General features: G+C 61.5%; 13 protein-coding genes and 3 tRNA genes. 10 read left to right on the forward strand and 6 right to left on the reverse strand.

The window, feature by feature from the left end; genetic code table 11:
• Positions 1 to 23: 23 nt before the first annotated feature.
• The 3 genes from glpB to AB5Y67_RS09700 all read right to left on the reverse strand — a co-directional run bounded on the left by glpB (position 24) and on the right by AB5Y67_RS09700 (position 3,650).
• Positions 24 to 1,289: a glycerol-3-phosphate dehydrogenase subunit GlpB gene (glpB, locus tag AB5Y67_RS09690; RefSeq protein WP_199428587.1), complete on the reverse strand. Its 1,266-nt coding sequence runs from the start codon at positions 1,287 to 1,289 to the stop codon at positions 24 to 26.
• Positions 1,279 to 2,952 carry an anaerobic glycerol-3-phosphate dehydrogenase subunit A gene (gene glpA, locus AB5Y67_RS09695; protein ID WP_199428588.1) on the reverse strand — a complete coding sequence of 558 codons (1,674 nt, stop codon included), beginning with the start codon at positions 2,950 to 2,952 and terminating at the stop codon, positions 1,279 to 1,281. The genes glpB and glpA overlap by 11 nt, the downstream gene beginning before the upstream one ends.
• A gap of 242 nt (positions 2,953 to 3,194) precedes the next feature.
• Entirely contained in the window at positions 3,195 to 3,650 is a 456-nt protein-coding gene (locus tag AB5Y67_RS09700) for a YchJ family protein (protein WP_075115082.1), read from the reverse strand.
• A gap of 123 nt (positions 3,651 to 3,773) precedes the next feature.
• On the opposite strand from AB5Y67_RS09700, the gene AB5Y67_RS09705 reads away from it, so the two are divergent.
• From AB5Y67_RS09705 to AB5Y67_RS09720, 4 genes are all read left to right on the forward strand, one after another.
• On the forward strand, positions 3,774 to 5,441 hold the full coding sequence (locus AB5Y67_RS09705; RefSeq protein ID WP_199428589.1) for a methyl-accepting chemotaxis protein: 1,668 nt from the start codon (positions 3,774 to 3,776) through the stop codon (positions 5,439 to 5,441).
• A 132-nt stretch (positions 5,442 to 5,573) separates the two neighbouring features.
• Positions 5,574 to 6,785: an ROK family transcriptional regulator gene (locus AB5Y67_RS09710; protein ID WP_005333476.1), complete on the forward strand. Its 1,212-nt coding sequence runs from the start codon at positions 5,574 to 5,576 to the stop codon at positions 6,783 to 6,785.
• Positions 6,786 to 6,959: 174 nt separating this feature from the next.
• On the forward strand, positions 6,960 to 7,715 hold the full coding sequence (locus AB5Y67_RS09715) for a tRNA-uridine aminocarboxypropyltransferase (protein WP_199428590.1): 756 nt from the start codon (positions 6,960 to 6,962) through the stop codon (positions 7,713 to 7,715).
• Between the two features lie 199 nt (positions 7,716 to 7,914).
• Positions 7,915 to 8,691: a TSUP family transporter gene (locus AB5Y67_RS09720; RefSeq protein ID WP_199428591.1), complete on the forward strand. Its 777-nt coding sequence runs from the start codon at positions 7,915 to 7,917 to the stop codon at positions 8,689 to 8,691.
• A gap of 76 nt (positions 8,692 to 8,767) precedes the next feature.
• On the opposite strand, the gene AB5Y67_RS09725 is transcribed toward AB5Y67_RS09720, so the two are convergent.
• Both AB5Y67_RS09725 and AB5Y67_RS09730 read right to left on the reverse strand, forming a co-directional pair.
• Positions 8,768 to 9,634, reverse strand: coding sequence for a LysR family transcriptional regulator (locus AB5Y67_RS09725; protein ID WP_199428592.1), 867 nt, complete (start codon positions 9,632 to 9,634; stop codon positions 8,768 to 8,770).
• 66 nt (positions 9,635 to 9,700) lie between these two features.
• Complete coding sequence (locus AB5Y67_RS09730; protein WP_199428593.1) at positions 9,701 to 10,618, reverse strand: DMT family transporter; 918 nt, start codon at positions 10,616 to 10,618, stop codon at positions 9,701 to 9,703.
• A 168-nt stretch (positions 10,619 to 10,786) separates the two neighbouring features.
• Here AB5Y67_RS09730 and AB5Y67_RS09735 point away from each other — a divergent pair, with 168 nt between their 5' ends.
• From AB5Y67_RS09735 to AB5Y67_RS09745, 3 genes are all read left to right on the forward strand, one after another.
• On the forward strand, positions 10,787 to 11,665 hold the full coding sequence (locus AB5Y67_RS09735) for a helix-turn-helix domain-containing protein (protein ID WP_005352438.1): 879 nt from the start codon (positions 10,787 to 10,789) through the stop codon (positions 11,663 to 11,665).
• 262 nt (positions 11,666 to 11,927) lie between these two features.
• Positions 11,928 to 13,565 (forward strand): ATP-dependent endonuclease, encoded by a 1,638-nt coding sequence (locus tag AB5Y67_RS09740; RefSeq protein ID WP_005333463.1) that lies wholly within the window; start codon positions 11,928 to 11,930, stop codon positions 13,563 to 13,565.
• A 197-nt stretch (positions 13,566 to 13,762) separates the two neighbouring features.
• Complete coding sequence (locus AB5Y67_RS09745) at positions 13,763 to 14,482, forward strand: hypothetical protein (protein WP_042055862.1); 720 nt, start codon at positions 13,763 to 13,765, stop codon at positions 14,480 to 14,482.
• 94 nt (positions 14,483 to 14,576) lie between these two features.
• On the opposite strand, the gene glgX is transcribed toward AB5Y67_RS09745, so the two are convergent.
• Entirely contained in the window at positions 14,577 to 16,640 is a 2,064-nt protein-coding gene (gene glgX, locus AB5Y67_RS09750; protein ID WP_199428594.1) for a glycogen debranching protein GlgX, read from the reverse strand.
• Positions 16,641 to 16,836: 196 nt separating this feature from the next.
• On the opposite strand from glgX, the gene AB5Y67_RS09755 reads away from it, so the two are divergent.
• The 3 genes from AB5Y67_RS09755 (at position 16,837) to AB5Y67_RS09765 (ending at position 17,250) form a co-directional block, all read left to right on the forward strand.
• Positions 16,837 to 16,913 (forward strand) — tRNA-Met (locus AB5Y67_RS09755).
• Positions 16,914 to 17,008: 95 nt separating this feature from the next.
• A tRNA-Met gene (locus AB5Y67_RS09760) sits at positions 17,009 to 17,085 on the forward strand.
• Between the two features lie 88 nt (positions 17,086 to 17,173).
• Positions 17,174 to 17,250, forward strand: a tRNA-Met gene (locus tag AB5Y67_RS09765).
• Positions 17,251 to 17,253: the final 3 nt, after the last annotated feature.

A 17,253-nucleotide genomic window follows, 5' to 3' on the forward strand; every position in this document is an offset into this window, starting at 1 on the left:
ACACGGGATATGGGACGTAGTAATCATTGGGCCGCGCCCAGAATATGGCCGGCAGCCTGCCAGCCGGTGGCAACGGCAACGCCGGAGCCTGAGCCCTCTTTAATGGGGTCGTAATGGGCCAAGACACTGCCAGCGCCATAGAGGTTGGTGAGCGGTTTGCCGCCACGCAGCACTCTGAGTTTGTTGTCGGTCTTGACCCCGAAGCCCATGAAAGGGTGATGGTCGAACAGGCGGCGACCGGCCCAGGCGTCACGCTCCTCCAGACTCAGCACATCGGCATCGAAGATGGGCTCGCGAATGCCACGCAGACGGGACTCCAGCCCACGGCTGAAGAAGCTGCCGGAGGCGAGCACGAAGTTGTCCGCCTCGAACAGCTGATCATCGCCATTCTGGGTATGTACGCCGACCACCCGGTCACCGTCGTAGCGGGCGCCCAGCACCCGCTCGCTGGTGAGGAAGGTGCCGCCAAGGGCCATAAAGCGGCGCTTGAGCGCCTCCTGCATTCTCATTCCGATCAGAGACGGCGGCATGGTGGCCACCTCCTTGATGGTGCAGCCGGTACGCTGTTCCAGCTCCGCCAGACGCGGGCCTACCAGCCCCAACGACAGGCAGGCGGGCAGCACGATATGGCGGCAGCCGGGTACGCCGCTCTCCTGCACCATGCGGCTGATCTCGCGGGCCAGATCGGCCACCAGATGATGCTTGTCACACAGGCGCGCGATATCGGCTGAGCGAAACTCGTGGGGATTGCGGCTGAATTCCGCCAGCTGGGGCAGGCGGATTTCGCCAGTCAGAATGCGGCAGTGGGCAAAGCGCGGATGGGTCGCCAGATTGGCGGCCGCCAGTGCCGGATGAAAGTCACGAAAGCCCTCGAGGGTGGCCAGCAGCAGCACGTCCGGGATCGGCGCATCGGTCACGCAGGCACAGGTATCGGGGGAGAGCCAGGTACGCTTGAGGGTGCCGATGGGGGTCAGGCGCTGGTGATTGGTGTCGTGGCGCACTAGAGGCAATCCCTGTTCGGCGCAGTGGCGCTGCAGATCGGCCAGGCTCGCTTCGATATTTTGCATTCCGACTTTGCTGTAGGGGTGATCCGGATGGGCTGCCATAAATGCAGGCAGCGTCGCGCGGGGATCTCCCTCGCTTTCGAGCAGATCGACTGAGCCGGAGGAGAAGTGCAGGGCACTCTGGCCGGAGGCCATCAGCAGAGTCTTCTGGCCCGCCTCCACCAGCCGCAGGGCAGCCGAGAGTCCCGCCATGCCACCGCCGATAACGATATTGTCAAACTTCATGACGGCTCTCCTTGTGAGTGGTCTCGCTGGTTGGGTCGCGTGGGGTATCGGCGACCAGCTGTGGCGCCGTCCATTCCCCCAAGCCAAACAGCCCTTCGTAGATCCAGTAGGTGAACTCGGCCTCGCGCAGGGCATCACCCCACAGGACGGGGCGGGTTCCCTTGTAGCGCTCTTCCAGGAACTGGCGCAGCATGACGCAGGCCTGACGACCGTCCGCCTTGCCATACTCCTGCATCAGGCCGGCGGCGCGGTAGGCACACAGCTCGCCCTGACAGGGCCCCATTCCCAGACGGGTGCGGCGGCGCAGATCGATGAGGTTGTCCACATCCAGCTCGCGCAGGGCGTATTCGATTTCGCCCGCAGTGACCATTTCGCACTCGCAGATCAGGGCGTTGGCCTTGGGATTGTCACGGAAGAAGGCGATGACCCGCTCGCCGTGGCGGTATTGGGCTGAGCCTTCGACCGGCACCGAGAGACCGGGGGCGGAGACCTTTTCCGGATCCCGCGAGCCGGGCAGGCTCAGTTCGGCGGTCTGGCAGGGCTTGCTGTTACCGAGTTTCTTGGCCAGCAGATCGGTGGCCCACTCAGCCATCAGGCGGTAGGTCATCAGCTTGCCGCCGGTGATGGTGTTGAAGCCCTTGAGACCATCCCGCTCGGCGTGATCGAGCAGCACGATACCGCGGCTGATGTTGCGGCCGGTGTCGTCACCGTCCACCGCCACCAGCGGGCGCACCCCGGCGTAGGCGCGCAGCAGACGGGTGCGGGCCATGATGGGAGCGAGCTTGATCCCCTCGCGCAGCAACACTTCGACCTCTTCGGGTTCGACGGTGAGCTGGTCAATCTTGTTGTAATCGATGCGACTGGAGGTGGTGCCGATGAGGGAGATGGTATCGCCCGGCACCAGAATGTCCGCATCCGCCGGTTTGCGGGCGCGGTTGAGCACCAGCTGGTTGATGCGGTAATCCATGATGAGCAGGGAGCCCTTGGCCGGGAACATGCGGATGCCGAGATCGGCGTATTCGCAAATTTGCTGGCCCCAGATGCCGGCGGCGTTGATCACCTCCTGACACTCCACCTCGAACGCTTCGCAGGTGCGGGTGTTGATGGCCTTGACCCCGTGCACCCGATCTTGCGTGCGCAAGAGCCCCAGCACCTTGCAGTGGGTAAAGATGCGCGCGCCGTGCTCTTTGGCGTCCAGCACGTTGGCAGCAGCAAGGCGGAACGGGTCGACCGTGCCATCCGGCACATGGATGGCGCCGATCATCGCCGGGTTGGCATTGGGCTCGAGCAGCAGCGCTTCGCGGGGATCAAGTTGGCGAGTTTCGATACCGGCCAGGGCGCAGGCATCCATAAAGGTGCGTTGGAAATTGATGTCATCTTCCGGCAGGGTGAGGAAGAGGCCGCCCGTGTCCTCGACACAGTGGCTGGCAATCCGCTTGAGGATGCGGTTTTCCTGGATGCATTCGCGGGCGGACTCCTGATCCGTTACCGCGTAGCGGGCACCGGAGTGGAGCAGGCCGTGGTTGCGGCCGGTGGTGCCGGCGGCGATATCATCGCGCTCGAGCAGGATGCAGTCGATGCCGCGCAGTGCGCAATCGCGCATGATGCCGGCCCCTGTGGCACCGCCGCCTATGATGACGACTTGTGTAGTTATTCTTTTCATTGTTGCCCGTCTCATCTCTTCCAGATGAGGCCAGTGTGGCCTACTTCTGAGTGGAAATGTTTGATATGGGCCAAATTTGCGTTCGCAAACGCTCATTTGCTCGCGCGTTAATGAGCATTATGTGACATTTGTCACGCTTGTTATCGCATCGGTTTGTAGGCTGTTGGCGAATAACAGGCACAAAAAAGGGGCATCGGATGCCCCTTGTCACTGTTTGACGAGTCTGGTGGGGGTGTGATGCGTCAGCCGCAGCACTTCTTGTGCTTTTTGCCGCTGCCACAGGGGCAGGGATCGTTGCGTCCTGCCTTGAGGGGGGCTGGATCCTGCTCTCCCTCGGTGTAGACCCAGCGCCCCTGATAACGCACGAAGCGAGAACGCTCATGGAGGCAGTGACGCTCATCCCCTTCCAGAAACCAGGCTTTGAACTCCACCATCCCGGTTTCATCCTCCGGGCCACCCTGGCTGGCGATGATCTCGAGACCATCCCAGCGGGTGTCGATGCGTGAAAGCTCTTCGGCGGTGAGGCCGCCAAGGTGGGCCGGGTGCCAGCTATGGACCAGATACTCCCCCAGACCAAGCACAAAAGCGCTGTAGCGCGAGCGCATCAGCTGTTCCGGGGTGTCAGCCACAGCGCCACTGTGACGTGAGCCACAGCACAATTCGAGAGAAAGGGTTGAGCCGCAAGGACAAAGATTCATGATTTTTACGTTCTGGCCGATTTGTTTAAGGGAATTGTAACGAAAGCTGGGCTCGCCCTGCCAGCACCTATACTGATGAGTAAGCAAGGAATTCCAATAAAAACAGCTGCAAGGATGTGAAAGATGACGCTAAAGCAGAAAATCCTGTTACTGGGTGCAGTACCCGTGCTGCTGATGGCCCTGGTGGTCAATCTCAGTAACTACATGGTCTCCAAGCGCGATCTGGAGTCTGATCTGGTGGTGGCGAGGGAAAATGCCATCAAGGAGCGTAAAGCGCTGCTCAGCAGTTACATCATGATGGCCAAAACCGCCGTCGATGCCGTGTATTCCCTGCCGGATTCTCCGGAAAATCGTCAAAAGGTCAAAGAGTTGCTCAGGCCGCTGCGTTACAGCAGTGACGGCTACTTCTTTGTCTATGACTTCGAGGGCAACACCATACTGTTGCCGGTGCGTACCGAGCTGGAGGGGAAAAACCGCTGGAACGACAAGGATGCCAAGGGCAAGTTGCTGATCCAGGAGATCCTCAAGTCGGCCCGTCAGGGGGATGGTTTTACCGAATACTGGACGGCCAAGCCCTCCATCAGTCGCGATGCCCCCAAGCTGGCCTTTACTCTGGTGCTGGACAAATACCAGTGGGCTATTGGTACCGGTTTTTATATCGATGATATCGACAACGAACTTGCGGCCTTGCGGGCAGAGCGCGAGAGCAACATGCATGCCTCGTTGCAGAGCAGTGTGCTGGTGATCCTGCTGATCCTGGGTATCACCCTGGCGGCGACCGTCATTGTGGGCAACCGGGTCACCAAGCCGTTGGCGGATGCGGTGCTGGCATTGAACGATATTGCCAACGGCGACGGGGATCTGACCCAGCGTCTCAAGGTGCAGAGTCAGGACGAGATTGGCCAGCTGGCCAGCGCTTTCAACCGCTTTGTCGAGCGGATCCAGTCGGTGGTAAGTCAGGTGGGCGAGACCAGCAACCACCTCTTTAGCGCGGTCGACAAGTTGCACCATCTGAGCGAGCACTATGACCATCAGATGCAGGGCCACAGCCGCGAGACCGATCAGGTGGTCACAGCGGTGACCGAAATGAGCTCCACCGCGCAGGAGGTGGCGGCCAGTGCCTCCAATGCCGCGACGGCAACCAGCGATGCGGCCCGTGAATCGGACGCCGCCCGAGGTGTGGTGAGCGGGGCCATCAACAGTATCAACCGGCTGGTGGGGGAGGTACATACCGCCTCCGGCGTTATCGAGCAATTGGCGCAAGAGACCGCCAAGATTGGCTCTGTGGTGGAGGTCATTCGCGGCATTGCCGAGCAGACCAACCTGCTGGCGCTGAACGCCGCTATTGAGGCGGCCCGTGCCGGTGAGCAGGGGCGGGGCTTTGCGGTGGTGGCGGACGAAGTGCGTTCGCTGGCCGGCCGTACCCAACAGAGCACCAAAGAGATCAACGAGATGCTGCAACGTCTGCAGGGCGGGGTGAAGCAGGCGGTGGAGGTGATGCAGGCGAGCGAGGATCGCAGCCAGGAGACGGTGCAGGAGGCGAGCCATATCGCCAGCTCCCTCGACAGCATGGTGATGGCGGTCAGTACCATCAACGACATGAACATCCAGATCGCCACCGCCGCCGAGGAGCAGCACGCGGTCTCCGAGGAGATCAACAAGAACCTGGTGGCCATTCAGCAGATTGTCAGCGAGCTGACCAGCGCGGCGGTGGAATCCAACAGCACCACCCGCGATCTGGCCAGTACCGGCGACAAATTGCGCAAACTGGTATCGCAATTCCGATATTGATCCTGCCTGGGTCCGTGACGGCAACCACAAGATGCGGCCTGACCCCCGGTTCAGGCCGCACTTTATTTGGGGATTGACCAATAATGTGTGAAAATTGCCAGCCTCTTTTTTTCAGCCTTTGCCCCATACCCTATGAATGAGATCGTGAAAGGTAGTATCGATTTGATCCGGCAGCTCAACTACGGCCTGGTCTATGCCAGCCTGGAAGAGCACAAGGAGCTGTCGCGCACCGATCTCTCCCGCCTGACCGGCCTCTCGCCTGCCAGTATCACCAAGATCACCAGGGAACTGCTCGATGGCGGTTTGGTGGTCACCTGTGGTGAAAGTTCAGTGGGGCGCGGCCGTCGTCAGACCTTGCTGCGCATCAACGAACGCCGCTTCCAGTTTCTCTCCATGCGTCTCGGCCGTGGCTACGTGGATATGGCGCTGTTTGACTTTTCCGGCCGTTCGCTGGCTCGCCAGCGCCACCTCTTTACCGAGGAGGAGCGCGCCGATCTGCTGGGCAGTCTGGTACACGCCATCAAGGTGTTTTTGCCGAGAAAATCTCTCAGTCTGGCCTGTATCGCCCTCTGTCTGCCGGGTCAGGTAGAGCGCCACTCCGGTATGGTCAAGCACTTCCCCTTCTACGATCTGCGCAACTGGCCCCTTGGCCCGACTCTGCAACAGGCGTTCTCGGTACCTGTGCTGGTGAGCGGTGACGTGCGCACCTGGATCCAGGCCGAGCGGGAGTGGGGGGCCGCCAAAAATTGCGCCGACGCGGTGCTGGTGTTTGTCCACAACGACATCGGGGTCGGCATGGTGGTCAATGGTCAGCTTATCGAGAGCGAGAATGCGCTGCTCGGGGATCTCAGCCACCTGCAGCTCGAGCCCTATGGCCAGCGCTGCTACTGCGGCGGTTTTGGCTGCGCCTGCACCCTGGTGACCAATCAGGCGCTGGAGGCGCAATACCGGGATCTGCGCGAGCGGATGCAGGAACACGACTTGCCCGAGAGCGTCACCATCCGCGAGCTGTGCGAGCTGGCGCTGGCAGGCAACAGCCTTTGTCAGGATATTCTCCATCAGGCGGCAGGTCGCCTCTCCAAGGTGCTCTCCAATCTCATCTGCCTGCTCAATCCGGGCAAGCTGCTGCTCGGGGGCGAGATCACCCGTGCCGATCGGCTGCTGTTCCCCATGCTGCACCAGTCGCTGGCCAGCCAGTTGCCCGCCGAATATCTGGTTCGGCTGCAGATTGAATCCACCCACTTCTACGAAGATCCCACCAAGCCCACTTCGGTGCAGGTGCACAAGGCGCTGCGCGATGGCAGCCTGTTGCTGGAGCTGCTGCGCAGCTGTCAGGAGTCGTAAGACAAGAGGAGTTGGCGCAGTGTCTGGCGAAAAGGGCAGGGATTGCTGTTCCGCCAGCGCGTAACTCGGTACAATCTTGCGCTTTTCCGGCAGTCCCCCTGTTATCGGGCCCTGTGGCGCCGTGACTTGTTGGCACCGCTGCCGTTCCTGTTTTGACTCCAGTTGTGAACCTAGATGAAGCCTGTTCCTGATCACGCCGTCAACCGCCTGCGGGCTTGGCGCAAGAGTATCTCTACCCGACCGTTTCTTGCCCGTGGCGGCACCCTGGCCCGCTGCCCGGCTTGTCAGCTGCGCGAGGATTGGTGTGCCTGCGAGTGGCGCCCCGAGCTCAAAGCGGAGGCCGGTTTCTGCCTGCTGATGTATGACAGCGAGCCGATGAAGCCCTCCAACACCGGCCGTCTCATCGCCGATGTGTTGCCGGATACCACCTGGGCCTTTCTCTGGTCACGTACCCAGCCCCATCCAGAGTTGCTGGCCCTGCTGGCCGATCCCGCCTGGCAGCCCTATGTGGTCTTTCCCGCTTGCGAGAAGGAGCCTGCCCGCCTGACCGGCGAGGTGACGCTGGCACCGGGTAAAAAACCGCTCTTTATCCTGCTCGATGGCACCTGGCCGGAGGCGCGCAAGATGTTCAACAAGAGCCCCTACCTGGACGGTTTTCCGGTGCTCGCCATCAAACCCGATGCGCTCTCCACCTACGGCATGCGGGTGGCCAACAGCGAGGAGCACCTCTGCACCGCCGAAGTGGCGGCCTGCGTGCTGGAAGTGGCGGGAGAGCTCAAGGCAGGGCAGGCACTGCAGCACTGGTTCAACTTGTTCAGCAGCCGCTACATGGCCGGTCGGGTCAGCCGTTTCCCCGGTGCCGATGAGGATCATCTCTGTGAGGCGCTGGCGGCCATCAAGGAAGCGAACGTCGCTTCAACGGTTTGCTAACGGGGCCCTCTTCTGAGGAGGCAGGGGCCTGATAGCTCAAATCAATGAAAATCAGGAATCAATTGGCTGCCACTGTTTCGTTAGATTCATGGTCAGTGGCCCGTTAGGATAGCGGACAGCCTGTGCAGCCCCCCGCACAACGTCGTTTTGGTTATATCCGGTTGCTCCTTCGGGCAACCCACTCTCGTGAGGTCTATGGATGGAATTGGAACTGGTTACCCTGTTTGCCCTGTTCGGTGTAGCGCTTGTCGCCGGCTTTATCGATGCCATCGCCGGTGGCGGTGGCCTGTTGACGGTACCGGCCCTGCTGGCCACCGGCATGCCCCCCGCGCTGGTGCTCGGCACCAACAAGCTGCAGAGTAGTTTTGGCTCCTTCTCTGCCACCTGGTTCTATGCTCGCAAGGGGCTGCTTGAGTGGGCCATGATCTGGCCTGCGGTGATCTGCACCTTTATCGGTGCGGCTATCGGCACGCTGGCAGTGCAGAACATAGACGCCGCCATTCTCGAGCGCCTGCTCCCTTTCCTGCTGATGGCTTTTGCCTGCTACTTCTACTTCTCGCCGCGGGTAAGCGATGCCGAGAGCTCCCGCCGTCTGACTCCCATGCTGTTTGCGCTGCTGGTGGGGGGCGGCGTCGGCTTTTATGACGGCTTTTTCGGGCCGGGCACAGGCTCGTTTTTTGCCATCGGTTTCGTGGCGCTGGCAGGGTTTGGCATGGCGCGGGCCACCGCCCATACCAAGCTGCTCAACTTCACCTCGAATATCGCCTCCCTGCTGTTCTTTGCGCTCGGTGGCAAGGTGGTGTGGAGTGTCGGTTTTTGCATGGCGCTGGGGCAGTTTATCGGCGCCCGCTTTGGCTCCAAGATGGTGCTGAAAAAAGGGGTGAAGCTGATCAAGCCGCTGCTGGTGACCGTCTCCTTGCTGATGTCTGCCAAGCTGGTGTGGAGCCAGTATCCGGAGTTGTTTGCCTGGATCTGATGTGCGCCTTGCTTGCCGCATCGCAATTGTTAACGGGGCCCTTGGGCCCCGTTGTCATATCAGGTGTTTTACACGGCTAGCGCGGCGTGTCGCTGCGGTGGAGAAAGTGTTGGTGCAGGGCGCTCACCAGCCTGGCAATGCGCTCGCGCTTTAGGCTGTTTGGCCGGTAGACCAGATGCAGGGGGCGGCCCAGCCCGGGCAGTGGGCGCGCCATCTCCCCCTGTTCTCCCACCAGCCCCAGCAGGCCAGCGGGGAGCAGCACAGGGCCAATGCCTGCCTTGGCGAGTTCGATGAGCGCCAGATAGGAGTCGAGCTCCATGGTGGGCTCCAATCCCATATCTGCCAGCGGTTGGCGCAGGTAGCGGTTGGAGGGGTTCTCCAGATCCATGGTGAGGATCTTGCGCCTGCTCTCTGCGCTGGCTGGCGGCAGGATCTGCTGCGCCTCGCCCACCAGATAGAAGGGCTCCTCAAGCAGCAGATCGGCGCCGAGGCCATGGCCGGGAGGGAGCCGACCGGCGCAGATGCCGAGCAGGGCATCGCCGCTGCGCACCCGTGCCAGAATGACCGGCGTGTGGTGGGTGGAGAGGGCAAGGTGGGGATCGCGCTCCAGATAGTCGCGCATAAAGTGGGCGAGATAACCCGCCAGCAGGGTTTCGGAGCAGGCGATGGGGAGGGGGCTCTGATCCGCCAGATCCTGGCTATCGGCCAGCACCCCCTTCATTTCGGCCAGACTCGGGGCCACTCGTTCCAGCAGCTCCTTGGCCTGCGGGGTGAGGCGGATCTGGCGCCCCTCCGGCTCGATCAGCTTCTTGCCGAGGCGCTGCTCCAGCTGGGCAATTCGCTTGCTCACCGCCGACTGGCTGATATAGAGGCGACTGGCCACCTTGGCCATGGTTCTTTCACTTGCCAGCAGGCTCAGCGTCTCCAGCCCTTCCAGTAACATCTCGCCCCCTTGTTTATCGCCATCAGGATCGTCACAGATTGAGCGCTACCTTAGGGGCTGACTGGTTCAGGAGCAAGGGTCGTTTGCTGCCTTGGCCGGTCGAATGCGCCATTCGCTTAAGGGCGGCGCGAAGATCACCAGATTGCCGATGAGGCTGATCACCACTCCGGCCACCGAGACCGGCTGCCAGACAAAACCTTCGTAAAAGGTGGAGAGGGTAAGTGCCACCAGCGGAAAGAGCACTGTGGCGTAGGAGGCCTTGCTGGCACCGATGCGCCCCACTAGCGTCAGGTAGGCGGTAAAAGCGATCACCGAGCCAAACAGGGCGAGGTAGACCATGGCCGCCAGATAGTGGCCATCGGTCGGCACCACCAGTTGCTGCCCGAGCAATATGACCCAGCCCAGCAACAGCACCACGCCGTAAACCATGCCCCAGGGCACCAGTTGCAGTACGTGGTAGCCGTGGCGTTGGCCCCGGGCCGAGACCAGATTGCCCAGCGAAAAGCAGAGGGTGCCGCAACAGGCGAGCAGCAGCCCCTTCCAGCCGTTTGCACCCAATTGCGCATCTGCCAGCACCGGCCAGAACAGTAACAGGGTGCCAAAGAGCCCCAGCAAAGAGCCTTGCAACCAGCGCAGGGTGGGGCGCTTGTTCTCGAACAGCCAGAGGTTGAGGCCGTTGAAGATGCTGGCACTGGCAAAGATCACTGCCGACATGCCGCTCGGGATATAGCGGGTGGCGTGGTAGAAGCAGAGAAAGTTGGTGGAAAAGAGCAGGGCACCGAGCAGTGCTGCGTAACGCTGGCCGTGCCAGGGGAGGCGCGGAAAGCGGCCGCTGGCGGTGAGCAGTGCAAACAGCGCAACCGCTGCCAGCAGGAAGCGATAGAGCACCGACACCTCGATGGGGATGGGGCCAAGTTGCCAGGCGATGGCAATCCAGGTGCTACCCCAGATAAGCACGGTGGCAAGATAGAGCATCAGATTCATCACAGTTCCGGTGAGTCAGGGAGAGATGACCCACTATGGGGCGAGCCCTGATGGCTGGATTGCACCATCTTGCGGTTTTTCATCGTCACGCGCTGTCATCTGCGGGCGCGGTCGGTAAGATGGATGGCAGCGGCATAACATGTACACCGGAACAGGCGGCAGGGGCGAATGAAAACAGCAGGGGTATTTGATGCACTGGTCAGCACCGGCGCCCGGCTGGAGGACGCCTGCTGGCTCGAACCCGGGCTTGGCGTCGCCAGTTGGCGCAACTGCTATGACCAGACCCGCTATCACAAGCCGGGCCACCACACCCTGAGCGTCTATCTGCAAGGAGGCGAGCAGACCGAGCGACTCGATGGGCCGGGTGGCCACGGCGGCACCGGCAAGGTGTGCATTATGCCGGATCACCACAGATCCGAGTGGCTGGTGCGCGAAGAGTTTCGCTTCTTTCATCTCTACTTCACCCCGGCTCACCTCACCCGTATCGCCGAGGAGGTGTGTGACAAGGAGGGGCGCCACCTGCAACTGGTGGACAAGACCTTTATCGACGATCCGCAGGCGGCTTCGCTGGTGCAGCGCCAGTTGATGCAGCTTCAGTGGCAGCACGGGGTCGATCGGCTAGCACTCTCCCACGGCGCCTGGATGTTGATCCTCCACGCCTACCGCCACCACACCGAGGAGGCTCCCGGTTTGCCGCCTCTACGCGGCGGGCTGGCGCCCGTGGTGATCAAGCGGGTGCAGGAGTATCTGCAGGCCCATCTGGCCGATTCGGTCACGCTGGCAGAGCTGGCCCAGCAGGCGGGGCTGAGCGAGTATCACTTTGCCCGCATGTTCGGCCAGAGTCTCGGCTGCCCGCCCCACCGCTATCTGCTTGGGCTGCGGCTCAAACGGGCCAAGCAGCTGTTGGCCGGCCCTGAGCCGCTGGCCAGTATCGCCAGTCAGTGTGGCTTCTCTTCCCAGGCCCATTTCGGCAATCGTTTTCGCGAGGCGTTTGGTTTGACGCCGGGGCAGTGGCGGGCGCAATTGTCATCTTCTCGTCACAGATAACCCTGAGACTTTGGGCAAAAGAGGTGTACTCTCTACCACTTATCCATTGAAAGGAATGCCCATTGAATTATCGCAAACGTCAAATCCGTACCCGTCATCTCTGGTTCAGCCACTGGAATGCCCCGCAAGATCGCACCGCTGTTGTTACCCCTCCCGAACCTGCAGTGCCTCACAGTTCACGTTGAAAAAGCCCCGCCTGCGATAGGATTTTTCCGGTAACTTTGCCACTATTGCCCCATCACAATGATGTGGACATGGCTGGATGTTTCTGGAACGTATTGAAGTAAAAGGTTTTCGCGGTATAAATCGCCTGTCGCTCGGGCTGGATCAGACAACGGTGCTGATCGGTGAGAATACCTGGGGTAAATCGAGCCTGCTGCGCGCCCTCTGGTGTCTGCTGGGGCAGGATGCCGAGCCCTATCAGTTCACCGCTGAGGATTTTCACCAACCGGAAGATCCCGAATTGGCCCCGGCGCGCCACCTGCAACTGGTGCTCACCTTCAGTGAGCACAGACCCCAGATGTGTCAGCACTCCCGTCGGCTGGCCCGTCTTTGCCCCTCCTGGGTGCTGCACAAGGACAAATTCCACCGCATTCACTATCGCGCCAGCGCCGAGCTGCAGGCGGATGGCTCTGTGCTCACCATTCACGACTTTCTCGACGGGGTAGGCAAGAGCCTGCCCATCGCCAACACCCACGAGCTGGTCTGCATGCTCATCACCATGAACCCGGTGTTCCGGCTGCGGGACGCTCGTACCGCTCGCAACGGGGTGGAGACATTGCAATGGGGTGATCTCTCCGAGCATCGCCTGAGCGAGCTGGCGGACAAGCTGATCGACGAACCCCAGCGGATCGGCGAGCCGGAGCTCAAAGAGGCATTGCAGGCGGTGCGCCAGCTGATGGATCACTACTTCAACGCACTAGCCCCCATCAAGAACAAACCACGCAGTCAGCGCGACATCATCAATCGCCCCATGACATTGCGCAACCCGGGCAACCTGCATACCCTGCTGCGCCGCGCCGATAACCGCGCGCTGCAGCTGGCGATGGCGGGGATGGCGGCTACCCTGTTGCAAGCGCGGGGCAACCGCGAGCTGGAGGAGGGGGCCCGTCCCATCATGATCCTGGAGGACCCGGAGAGCCGGCTGCACCCGACCATGCTGGCGCTGGCGTGGGGGCTGCTGGAACAACTGCCGGGCCAGAAGCTGCTCACCACCAACTCGGGGGACTTGCTCTCCTCCCTGCCTCTCAATCAGGTGCGGCGGCTGGTGCGCCGTCAACAGGATATCCTCTGTCACCAGCTGGGGGGCGAGCGTTACAGCAGCGACGATCTGCGCAAGATCGCCTTCCACGTGCGGATCAACCGCCCCATGTCGCTGTTTGCCCGTTGCTGGCTGCTGGTGGAGGGGGAGACCGAGATCTGGCTGCTCTCCGAGCTGGCGCAGATCTGCGGTTACAGTCTGCGGGCCGAAGGGGTGCGGATCATCGAGTTTGCCCAGTGCGGCCAGTCGCCGCTGATCAAGGTGGCGCGGGACTTTGGCATCGAGTGGCACCTGCTGACCGATGGCGACGAGGCGGGGCTCAAGTATGCCACCTCGGCCCGGGGCCAGCTCAAGGGAGAGCGGGAGCGGGACCGACTGACCCAGCTCCCTGCCGCCGACATCGAGCACTACCTCTATCACAACGGTTTTGAAGCTGTGTTTCGCCGCGAAGCCGGGGTGGGCGGGCGTGCCATGTGGAGCGCCAGTCACATCATCAATAAGGCTATTCATCACCGCAGCAAGCCGGGAATGGCGCTGGCGGTGGTGGAAGAGGCGGAGCGGCTCGGCGCCGAGCATATTCCGCCGGTGATCCGCCAGATGTTTGCCCGGGTGGTGGCGCTGGCCCGCGGTCAGGGCTAAAGCCAGCGCCGTATCCCGTCCCTATGGACATGGCTGCCAGCAGGGCACCCTTCAAGGTGGGCCCTGCTGGCGCAAATTGCCCCGGATTGTTTGCCCGCGATTGTTTGTCGCGATTGGGGATAGCCGCCGGTTTGGGTATACTCGCCCCTCTCTGGCGCCCCGGTGGCGCACCTCGAATCTTTACTGCTGGAGGCGTCGTGTTCGTCCAACTCCCTTTTTGGCTCTTTCCTCTCACCGGATTGATGGCGCTTGGCGCCCTGATCGCCCTCGGCATCGTGCTGTGGCGCGGTGATATCTGCCCTGGCCAGCGCTCGCGCATCAGTCAGCAGCTCTTCTCCATCTGGGTCATTACCGCGCTCTCCCTGATGCTGGCGGTAGAGGCCAAGGCGGCCAGCTGGCTCATCTGGAGTGGTGGGGGCGCACTGGTGCTCGGCGTCGGCTTGTCACTGGCTCAGTCACGGCTGGAGGGCAAGCGTTCAGTCCCCTCGACACTGCTCTGGCTACCAGCGTTGCCGCTCGCTCTCTATGGCATCGGGCTGCTGCAACTGCAGGGCTGGGTGAGCGGCCTGCTGCAGATGGCGATACTGGGGGCGGCCTTTGCCCACCTGATGCTGCTGCGGGCCCGTCATCGTCTCAAGGCATTCAACACCCTGTTGCCGCTGGCCGGTCTGGTGGGGGCGATGGCCAGCCTTGTCTGGCTGGCAGTGCTGGTGGGCTGGCAAGGGGGGGAGGCCAATCTTGATGCCCTGATCCCGGCGGTGGTGACCCAGGCAGCGTTGCTGGTGGCCTCTCTGCTGCTCTGGTTCAGCCCGCTCTATTTGCAGCGTGATACCGCGCCAGTGGTGGTCTCCACCTCCCTGTGTGGCCTGCTGATCGCCCAGATTGCCGCTACCAGTGTGTTGCACCAGCTGATCTGACACTGGCGCTGAAAAGAGAAAGCCCCGAGCCTTGGCTCGGGGCTTTTGCATATCTGGCTTGCAGGAATCGCAACTATCAATTCACAGCAATCGATCAATAGAAATCGTCGGCCCCGCAGATAAAGAGGCAGCTGCTGCGCGGCTGGGCGAGATACTCCCGGGTCAGCCCCTCCAGCGGCATGCCGAAGGTGCAGATATCTTGCGGCGAGGGGAGGGCGGTATCGAGGATCCGCCGCCAGTAGCCGCCGACCCCCTTTGGCGGGCTCGGCAGGTTGAAGGTGAGGGGCTCCCAGTAGGCGTTGAACAGCACATAGAGCGCCAGCTTGGTTTCGCTCGACAGCGCCGACATGGCGATGGCGTGGGAGTGGGGGCTGAAATCCGGTTGCCCGGCGTTGACCCCGTGCCAGCAGATCTCGCTGTGGCGCAGGATCTCGGTGAGTGACAGCGGCATGCTCTCCTGTTCCGGGCGCTGAAACAGGTGTTTGCGGTACTGGATCAGCTCCTTCATAAAGCGGAACATCTCCTGACTGCGGGCATTGGGCAGCCAGTTCATCCAGCAGGTGGCGTTGTCCTGACAGTAGCCGTTGTTGTTGCCCCGCTGGGTGCGCAGCAGCTCGTCTCCCATCAGCAGCATGGGGGAGCCCACCGAGAGCAGGGTCGCCACCATCATGTTTTTGGCCTGGCGCATCCGCAGGGCGTTGATCTGGGGATCTTCTGTCACCCCTTCATGGCCGTGGTTCCAGCTGAAGTTATGATCGCAGCCGTCACGGTTCTCCTCCCCGTTGGCCTCGTTGTGCTTGCTGTTGTAACTGGCCCAGTCCCACAGGGTAAAACCGTCGTGGCAGGTAACGAAGTTGATGCTTTTCTCGGGATCGGCGTGGTGATAGTGGTAGATGTCGGGACTGCCGCACAGCCGCTCGACAAAGGCGGTGACGCTGTTGTCATCCCCGCGCAGGAAGCGGCGCACATCATCCCGGAACTGGCCGTTCCACTCACGCCAGCGGGCGCCGGCCAGTGACCCCACCTGATAGAGTCCCCCCGCATCCCAGGCTTCGGCAATCAGCTTGATGTCGGCGATGTTGGGGTCGGTATCTATGGTGCGCAGGGTAGGCGCATTGGCCTGCGGCTGACCCGATTCATCCCGCGACAGAATGGCCGCCAGATCAAACCGAAAGCCATCGACGTGCATCTCCTGACGCCAGAAGTGGAGGCTGTCCATGATCATCCGCAGCACCACCGGATGAGCGCCGTTGAAGGTGTTGCCGCATCCCGAATAGTTGGTGTCCTTCTGGTTGTTGTCGAGGATGTAGTAGGCCTCGTTGTCGATGCCGCGAAACGAGAAGGTGGGGCCATCATCACCCCCTTCGGCGGTGTGGTTGTAAACCACGTCCAGGATCACCTCGATATTGGCCTTGTGCAGCGCCTTGACCATGTCGCGAAATTCGGTCAGCGGATCATCGCCGCAGGCGTATTGGGCATGGGGGGCGAAAAAGGACATGGGGCTGTAACCCCAGTAGTTGGAGAGTCCTTTGGGCGCATCCTGAGGATCGAACTGGAACACCGGCAGCAGCTCGACGGCGGTGACACCGAGATATTGCAGATAGGGGATCTTCTCAATCAGCCCGAGATAGGTGCCACGCAGCGCCGGATCGACCCCGGAGCTCGGGGACTTGGTAAAGCCCCCCAGATGCAGTTCGTAGATCACCGAGCGGGAGAGGGAGTGAGCGGGCAGTTTGTCTCCTTCCCAGTCGTAGTAGCGAGTATCGACCACCTTGTTCTTGGCGCAACAAGCCAGATTGCTGCCTGGACGGGCCGCCGCCCATCGATCGTAATGGGCGCCAAGCTCGATGCTGCGGCCGTAAGGGTCGAGCAACACCTTCTCGGCATCGAAGCGGGTGCCGCCATATGGGCGCCACGGGCCCTGAATGCGATAGGCGTAACGTTGCCCGACCGAGATCCCCTCCACATGGATATGCCAGTAGTAGGCGGTGCGGTTGAGGCGCGGGGAGAGGGGGATCACCTCGGGGGTCACATCGTCTGCGCTTGCGAAGAGCAGCAGTTCGACCCGGCTGGCGAGGCGTGCCCAGATCGCGAAGTTGACGCCGTGACTGTCGGGTGTGGCCCCCAACTGACGGCAGTGACCGGCGGAGATGCGCATATTCTACCTACCCAAAATGAGGAGTGTTCACCTTATTGAGTGTAGTGCCGGATGCCTGGCAAGGACTCGATTGCCTGAAAAAACAGCATGATGCTGCTAATGACCGCACTATTTGTCCGATTAATCTACGAATAAACTTTTTTTGAGATATTTACTTGCAATCTGTGCGCTGGCGCCTATTATTGGCGACCTCAGGCGCGGGGTGGAGCAGCTCGGTAGCTCGTCGGGCTCATAACCCGAAGGTCGTCGGTTCAAATCCGGCCCCCGCAACCATCTGAGATCCTGACCAGTCAAGCCGGTGTAACCGGTTGGTGGGAAAGGAGAAATCGAACTGGCTACTGCTCGGCCACTTCGAGAAAAAAATCGGACGCGGGGTGGAGCAGCTCGGTAGCTCGTCGGGCTCATAACCCGAAGGTCGTCGGTTCAAATCCGGCCCCCGCAACCAACTCTTTCGTCAGCATGCGATTGTGTAAACAGTCGAAGGCAGACAAACGCCACCAAGCTACTGCTCGGCTTGAGGGTGACAATTCGGACGCGGGGTGGAGCAGCTCGGTAGCTCGTCGGGCTCATAACCCGAAGGTCGTCGGTTCAAATCCGGCCCCCGCAACCAACT

Origin of the sequence: Aeromonas sp. s12 (genome assembly GCF_040907925.1) — a bacterium.
GTDB classification, from domain to species: Bacteria; Pseudomonadota; Gammaproteobacteria; order Enterobacterales; family Aeromonadaceae; genus Aeromonas; species Aeromonas veronii.

Coding starts and splice junctions, on each gene's coding strand:
- AB5Y67_RS09700 (WP_075115082.1), bottom strand. CDS start 3,650: ATGAATCTTTGTCCTTGCGGCTCAACCCTTTCTCTCGAATTGTGCTGT.
- glpB (WP_199428587.1), bottom strand. CDS start 1,289: ATGAAGTTTGACAATATCGTTATCGGCGGTGGCATGGCGGGACTCTCG.
- AB5Y67_RS09725 (WP_199428592.1), bottom strand. CDS start 9,634: ATGTTACTGGAAGGGCTGGAGACGCTGAGCCTGCTGGCAAGTGAAAGA.
- AB5Y67_RS09740 (WP_005333463.1), top strand. CDS start 11,928: ATGTTTCTGGAACGTATTGAAGTAAAAGGTTTTCGCGGTATAAATCGC.
- glpA (WP_199428588.1), bottom strand. CDS start 2,952: ATGAAAAGAATAACTACACAAGTCGTCATCATAGGCGGCGGTGCCACA.
- AB5Y67_RS09715 (WP_199428590.1), top strand. CDS start 6,960: ATGAAGCCTGTTCCTGATCACGCCGTCAACCGCCTGCGGGCTTGGCGC.
- glgX (WP_199428594.1), bottom strand. CDS start 16,640: ATGCGCATCTCCGCCGGTCACTGCCGTCAGTTGGGGGCCACACCCGAC.
- AB5Y67_RS09705 (WP_199428589.1), top strand. CDS start 3,774: ATGACGCTAAAGCAGAAAATCCTGTTACTGGGTGCAGTACCCGTGCTG.
- AB5Y67_RS09710 (WP_005333476.1), top strand. CDS start 5,574: ATGAATGAGATCGTGAAAGGTAGTATCGATTTGATCCGGCAGCTCAAC.
- AB5Y67_RS09735 (WP_005352438.1), top strand. CDS start 10,787: ATGAAAACAGCAGGGGTATTTGATGCACTGGTCAGCACCGGCGCCCGG.
- AB5Y67_RS09730 (WP_199428593.1), bottom strand. CDS start 10,618: ATGAATCTGATGCTCTATCTTGCCACCGTGCTTATCTGGGGTAGCACC.
- AB5Y67_RS09720 (WP_199428591.1), top strand. CDS start 7,915: ATGGAATTGGAACTGGTTACCCTGTTTGCCCTGTTCGGTGTAGCGCTT.